The organism is Micromonospora phytophila, assembly GCF_023656545.1.
Classification (GTDB): Bacteria; Actinomycetota; Actinomycetes; order Mycobacteriales; family Micromonosporaceae; genus Micromonospora; species Micromonospora phytophila.
Window position 1 is genome coordinate 1 of record NZ_JAMOKF010000397.1, and the last position, 4,364, is coordinate 4,364.

At 73.1% G+C, this 4,364-nt stretch carries 6 protein-coding genes; 3 read left to right on the forward strand and 3 right to left on the reverse strand.

Going from position 1 to position 4,364, the window contains the following annotated elements; translation table 11 throughout:
* Positions 1 to 889, forward strand: an 889-nt coding sequence (locus NCC78_RS28150) for an aminotransferase-like domain-containing protein (RefSeq protein WP_250798296.1), incomplete at its 5' end; no start/stop codon positions are given.
* Here NCC78_RS28150 and NCC78_RS28155 read toward each other — a convergent pair.
* The gene (locus tag NCC78_RS28155; protein WP_250798297.1) at positions 814 to 1,170 is read right to left on the reverse strand and encodes a hypothetical protein; all 357 of its coding nucleotides are present in this window, start codon (positions 1,168 to 1,170) and stop codon (positions 814 to 816) included. The two genes, NCC78_RS28150 and NCC78_RS28155, sit on opposite strands and share 76 nt — an antisense overlap.
* A gap of 116 nt (positions 1,171 to 1,286) precedes the next feature.
* On the opposite strand from NCC78_RS28155, the gene NCC78_RS28160 reads away from it, so the two are divergent.
* Entirely contained in the window at positions 1,287 to 1,598 is a 312-nt protein-coding gene (locus tag NCC78_RS28160) for a hypothetical protein (RefSeq protein ID WP_250798299.1), read from the forward strand.
* A gap of 87 nt (positions 1,599 to 1,685) precedes the next feature.
* On the opposite strand, the gene NCC78_RS28165 is transcribed toward NCC78_RS28160, so the two are convergent.
* Together NCC78_RS28165 and NCC78_RS28170 are read right to left on the reverse strand one after the other, a co-directional pair.
* On the reverse strand, positions 1,686 to 2,033 hold the full coding sequence (locus NCC78_RS28165) for a hypothetical protein (RefSeq protein WP_250798300.1): 348 nt from the start codon (positions 2,031 to 2,033) through the stop codon (positions 1,686 to 1,688).
* 104 nt (positions 2,034 to 2,137) lie between these two features.
* Positions 2,138 to 2,944, reverse strand: a complete 807-nt coding sequence (locus tag NCC78_RS28170; protein WP_250798301.1) for an inositol monophosphatase family protein — start codon at positions 2,942 to 2,944, stop codon at positions 2,138 to 2,140.
* A gap of 245 nt (positions 2,945 to 3,189) precedes the next feature.
* Here NCC78_RS28170 and NCC78_RS28175 point away from each other — a divergent pair, with 245 nt between their 5' ends.
* Complete coding sequence (locus NCC78_RS28175; protein ID WP_250798302.1) at positions 3,190 to 4,224, forward strand: extracellular catalytic domain type 2 short-chain-length polyhydroxyalkanoate depolymerase; 1,035 nt, start codon at positions 3,190 to 3,192, stop codon at positions 4,222 to 4,224.
* Positions 4,225 to 4,364: the final 140 nt, after the last annotated feature.

The following is a 4,364-nucleotide window of genomic DNA, read 5'->3' on the forward strand; positions in this document are numbered from 1 at the left end:
GGCGCTGCGCCGCGACGGCATCACCCGGGTCGGCGTGGAGGACCCGGGCTCGCTCGGCGTCCGACAGCACCTGAACAACTGGCAGGTCGACACCCCGCCGATCGCGGTCGACGCCGCCGGCCTGCGCGTCGACGAGCTGGCGGCCAGCGGCGTGGACGCGGTGATGCTCACCCCGGCGCACCAGTTCCCGACCGGGGTGGTGCTCGACGGCGACCGCCGCCGCCAACTGGTCGCCTGGGCGCGGGCCGGTGGGCTCGTCATCGAGGACGACTACGACGCCGAGCACCGCTACGACCGGCCCCCGGTGCCCGCGCTGCGCGGGATGCTGCCCGACCAGGTCTGCTACGCCGGCAGCGTGTCGAAGCTGCTCGCCCCGGCGCTGCGGGTCGGCTGGCTGCTGGCGCCCGGCCGCTACCGGGACGCGGTGGTGGACGCCAAGCGCAACGCCGACCTGGGCAACGCGGTCCTGCCCCAGCTGGTGCTCGCTGAGCTGATGACCTCCGGGGCGCTGGAACGCCAGCTCCGGCTGCTTCGGCGGCGGCACGTACGGCGGCGCGACGCGATGATCACGGCGGTGTCCCGGCACCTGCCCGGGGCGACGGTGCACGGCGCGGCGGCGGGGCTGCACCTGATGATCACACTGGACGGTGCGGTGGTCGACACGGAGCTGGCGGCGGCGACGCTGGAACGCGGGGTGAAGGTGCAGCCGCTGTCCTGGCACTGCCAACGGCCCCACCGGCCCGGGCTGGTCCTCGGCTACGCGGCCAACACCGCCTCCGACATCGAGGAGGGCGTCGCCACCATCGCCGCTGCTCAAGGCTCGGGGCGCCGCCTGACCCCGATGACCGCCAGCACCTTCGTCAAATGCTCGTCGAGGAACAGCATGTAGTGGTACGGGGGTTCGGCGACGTCGACGGCCCCGAGCCGGATCGGCCGCTCGCCCTGGGCTCGCAGCACGGCCACCGCCTCGGCGAAGCCCGTTGTCGGCCTGCCGGCCTTCCTGACGCGCCGCTGGCGTCCCGCGTAGATGCGCGCGAGGTGGGACGCCGGCACCGGCCGGTCCGTCTGGTGCTCCACCCAGTACCGCGCGCCCGCCGACACCGCCCGCCGGCACCCCATGGACGCGGCGTCAACGCCGACGAGCAGGCCGGCAAGCTCCTCGCGATCCACCGCCGGAACCTACTACCCCGGCGCCCTCAGCCGTGCGGCCCGGTGGGCCGTCACCGGGTTCGGCGCCGGCCATCCCGGCGGCACACGGGCGACGCCCGTGCGCCATGCTCGGTGCCATGACTGACGCGGTCACCACGGAATCCGTCACGTTGCACGTCTACTGCCGGCTCACCGTGAACGTGACCGATCCGCGGGCGCTGGTCGACCACGCGGTGGCCGACCTGCGGAAGGCCGACATCGACTGGGCGGCGGAGGAGGACGATCTGGCCTCGGCGGTCGCGGAGCTGCGCGCCGACCTCGCCGCAGCGCTCGGATCGGTGGTGGACGTCGGCCGGATGGTCGAGGGGCTACCGGGCGTGGCAGCTCGGGGTGGGCTGTGCTGGGCCGAGCCCGGCCCGCCCCGGGACATCGTCCTGCGTGCCCGGTGACGCCGCCCAGGCCAGCTGCCCGGTGCAGAAAACGCGCGAGCCGGTGTCCTGCGGCAACTCCCGGACGCCGGTCGACCGCCGCGCCGGTCAGCCCCGCTGGAGCTGGGCTCGGAGTCGCCGGATCTCCGCCAGCAGCCGGGGGACGTCGTGCCGGGCGTGTGCGATGAAGGTGGCGTTCTCGTCCCAGCGTTCGTCGGCGCAGTCGACGTAGCGTTCCGGGAACTGCACGAGGGTGGCGGCGATCATCTCGTCCGCGGGGAAGTCCGGCCAGCGTTCCCCGCGGCCCGTGTCGGGTGCGGTGCCGACGGCCACCAACCCGGCAGCGTGGGAGTCGTCGAGGAGGCGGACGTACCACGGTCCCGGGCTGGCGGCCTCGACCCGCTGCTGGATGTCGTCCAGCTCCGCATCGGTGAGCGCGTCGTCGCCGTGGTTCATGCCGCTCCCTCCGGGCACTGTCCGCCGTGCCGAGCGCTGTGCCGGCAAGCGGCACGAGCAGGGCCGTCGCGTCGCCCGGCGGGAACCTGTGGGCTGGCCACCGCTCAGCCGGCGTCGGGCGGGAACTGGTTGCCGACGAGGGTCAGCAGGGCCGCGTGCGTCGCCTGGTCCGCCGCCACGAGCAGCCCGCCCACCCCGGTGTGCAGCGGCTGCCCCTGAAGGCCGGTCACCACGCAACCGGCGGCCTGACACAGGGCGATCCCGCTGGCGAAGTGCACGCTGTCCCGCAGGTGGCCGTCGGTGACGTAGGCGGCCCGCCGGCCGGCCGCGACCCAGGCCACGGCCAGCGTCGTGGAGACCACCCGGGGCCGGAACCGTGCGGCGAACGCCTCGTCCGCGAGCAGCTCGACGGCCCGGAACGCCGGTCCGTTCGGGAACGGCGGGTCCAGGTTGACGTCCACCAGCCGCGACTCGGCCGACGGCGTCAGCTTCTCGTCCACGCCCTCGCGACGGACGTACGCGTCCTCACCGTCGGTCCAGAACAGTTCCTCGGCGAAGGGGTCGGCGGAGACCCCGACCGTGACATCCGATCCGGTACGCAGCGCGACGTTCACCGCGACCAGCGTCGTCCGGGCGGCGTAGTTCAGGGTGCCGCAGAGCGGGTCCACCAGCCAGGTCCGCTCGGCGTCGGCCGCTCCGGTGTGTCCACTCTCCTCACCGGACACGGCGTCACCGGGGCGGGCGGTCCGGAGCACGTCCAGGATGGCCTGCTCCGCCTCGAGGTCGGCGGCGGTGGCGAAGTCGGACGGAGACTTGTCGAAGCGGTCCAGCGCCGTGCCGTAGCGCGCGCGGACGACTGCGGCGCCCGCCTCCGCCGCGGCGATGGCCAGGTCCCGATCTGTCAACGACATGGAGGGAGGATAGAGGGTGCCGACCCAGGTGACGGTTGGTGCTGCGGTCCGCTACGGTCGCCCGACGATCAGTGTGCTGAACGCCCGCCACGCGCCACGGACCGTCGGGTTGGTGCGGGACCTGTCGGTTGCCGACACACGCGTGGCGCCCGAGGTGTGGATCCCGATGATATCCAGTGTGCTCGATATCACGTTAGCGTCTGCGCACGCCGACAGCCCCGCCGGCGCTCCGACGGGAGAGCGTCATGAAGACACCGCGGAAATCCGCCGCCGCCATCGCCGCCGCCCTGCTGCTGATCCTGGCCCTGCCACCGACGCCCGCCCGGGCCGCCACCCCGTACACCAAGGCCCCGGTCTCCGGATCGTTGGGCACCTACAACGTCTCCGGGGTCCACGTCGCCGGGGTCTCCTCCGGCGGCTACCTGGCCACCCAGCTCCATGTCGCCTACTCGGCGCGGATCAGGGGAGCGGCGATCTTCGCCGCCGGACCGTACTACTGCGCGCAGAACAACGTCGCCCAGGCGCTCTACGGATGCGGCGACAACGTCTACCCCACGCACCTGTCCGCGCTCCAGTCCTACACCCGGACCTGGGCGTCGTACGGCTGGATCGACCCGGTCGGCAACCTCTCCGGCGATCCCGTGTACGTCTTCCACGGCACCAACGACAACACCGTGAAGAAGTCCGTCACCGACGACCTGGTCCGCTACTACCAGCACTTCGGATCCAACGTGCAGTACGACAGCGGCTCCTCCGCCGGCCACGCCTGGGTCACCCCCTACGGGACGGTGGGGTGCACCGCCACCGCCTCGCCGTTTCTCAACAACTGCGGCACCGACCCGCAGAACGCCCTGCTGCGCAAGCTGCTGGGCGGGGTGAACGCGCCGAACACCGGCCCGCTCGGCGGCACGCTCGTCCGGTTCGGCCAGAACACCTTCGCGGTGAACGGGTGGGCCAACGGCCTGAGCATGGACGCCAACGGGTTCGCCTACGTCCCGTCCTCCTGCGCGGCCGGCCAGTCGTGCCGCCTGCTGGTCACCCTGCACGGCTGCCTGCAGGGATACTCCTCGATCGGCACCGCCTTCGTGGACCGGGCCAACCTCAACCAGTACGCCGACACGAACAACCTCATCGTGCTCTACCCCCAGGCGACCACCTCGGGCGCGAACCCGAACGGCTGCTGGGACTGGTGGGGCTACCTCGGCGCCAGCAACTACCCCATCAAGGGCGGCGCACAGGTGGAAACGGTCATGAACATGGTCCGTCGGCTGGACGGCTGACCGGCTCGGGCGACCCCGGGGCCCGCGGGCGAGGGCCGCGGACGCTCGGACGCGGTTCGTCGGCGGGCGGGTCGCCGCCGGCGAGCCGGGCGTCGGCCGCCTGCTGCCCCGGGCCGTCCCCGGCCTCCTCGCACCACGCC

Coding starts and splice junctions, on each gene's coding strand:
- NCC78_RS28160 (WP_250798299.1), top strand. CDS start 1,287: ATGACTGACGCGGTCACCACGGAATCCGTCACGTTGCACGTCTACTGC.
- NCC78_RS28175 (WP_250798302.1), top strand. CDS start 3,190: ATGAAGACACCGCGGAAATCCGCCGCCGCCATCGCCGCCGCCCTGCTG.
- NCC78_RS28165 (WP_250798300.1), bottom strand. CDS start 2,033: ATGAACCACGGCGACGACGCGCTCACCGATGCGGAGCTGGACGACATC.
- NCC78_RS28170 (WP_250798301.1), bottom strand. CDS start 2,944: ATGTCGTTGACAGATCGGGACCTGGCCATCGCCGCGGCGGAGGCGGGC.